Below are 882 nucleotides of genomic sequence, written 5' to 3' on the forward strand. Positions count from 1 at the left end.
CAAACGTTAGCGCTAATAGCAAGTTGGTAAATAACTAAAAATAATTAATAGTATAATAGAATGAGACAATTGAAATTTGTTGTTTTGCTTTCAGGCTTTATTTTAGGTGGAATGGCCTTTAGTCAAGAAAACGCATCACAATATTTAATTGATTTAGTTATAAAGGTAGAACCCAAGCCAAAGTGTGGATTTGCTCAGCAAGACTCGGTATACTTGTATCAAGATTCACTCTTAATTTTCTGTGCAGTGTTGGATAGCAGCGGACAAATTGAATTAACTACGAGGGGAAATGGCAAAAGATGGGTGCTTCCAGACCATAACTATAAGATAGAAATTCTACCCAATAGTGGCTTTGCTTTCCAGTATGATAAGTTTAATACTTTTAATATCACTTCGCACACAAAAATGATTCGAGAATTAAAGCGGATAAATGTCTGCTTAGGTCCCGTTTCTCAGCCTTACTTTTCGTACGAGAAAAATAGTGCTGTGCTCGATTCAATTAACCTATTAGACCTTGATGTTTTATCGGATTTTTTCTGTACATATCCAACGGGAAAAGTTGCACTTATTGGATTTAGAGGCGAATTTGAAAACACTGAAATAGATAGACTTCGAGTTTCGGAAGTTGTCAATCACTTCCAAAAACTAGGAGTTTCTAAGGAGTGTTTTGTTGTTCTATGTAAAGGGAAAGAAGAAAACTCTTTAAACAGTGCAACAAAACATAGTAGTATTAGCGACCCATTTAGAAGCCAAGCTGTAAAGAATAACCAAGTAGTTGTGATAGAAATAATGGCCTTTGAATGATGAAAAAACTATCGCTAACAACAAGCATATTTCATTGTTGTTTCGTACCTTACAGCAACGAAAACATGCTCAAACGTT

General features: G+C 34.9%; 1 protein-coding gene. It reads left to right on the forward strand.

From position 1 onward, the window contains the following. Positions 1 to 60: 60 nt before the first annotated feature. On the forward strand, positions 61 to 804 hold the full coding sequence (locus DNU06_RS17515) for a hypothetical protein (protein WP_111064795.1): 744 nt from the start codon (positions 61 to 63) through the stop codon (positions 802 to 804). Positions 805 to 882 lie beyond the last annotated feature (78 nt).

Origin of the sequence: Putridiphycobacter roseus (assembly GCF_003234935.1) — a bacterium.
GTDB classification, from domain to species: domain Bacteria; phylum Bacteroidota; class Bacteroidia; order Flavobacteriales_D; family Crocinitomicaceae; genus Putridiphycobacter; species Putridiphycobacter roseus.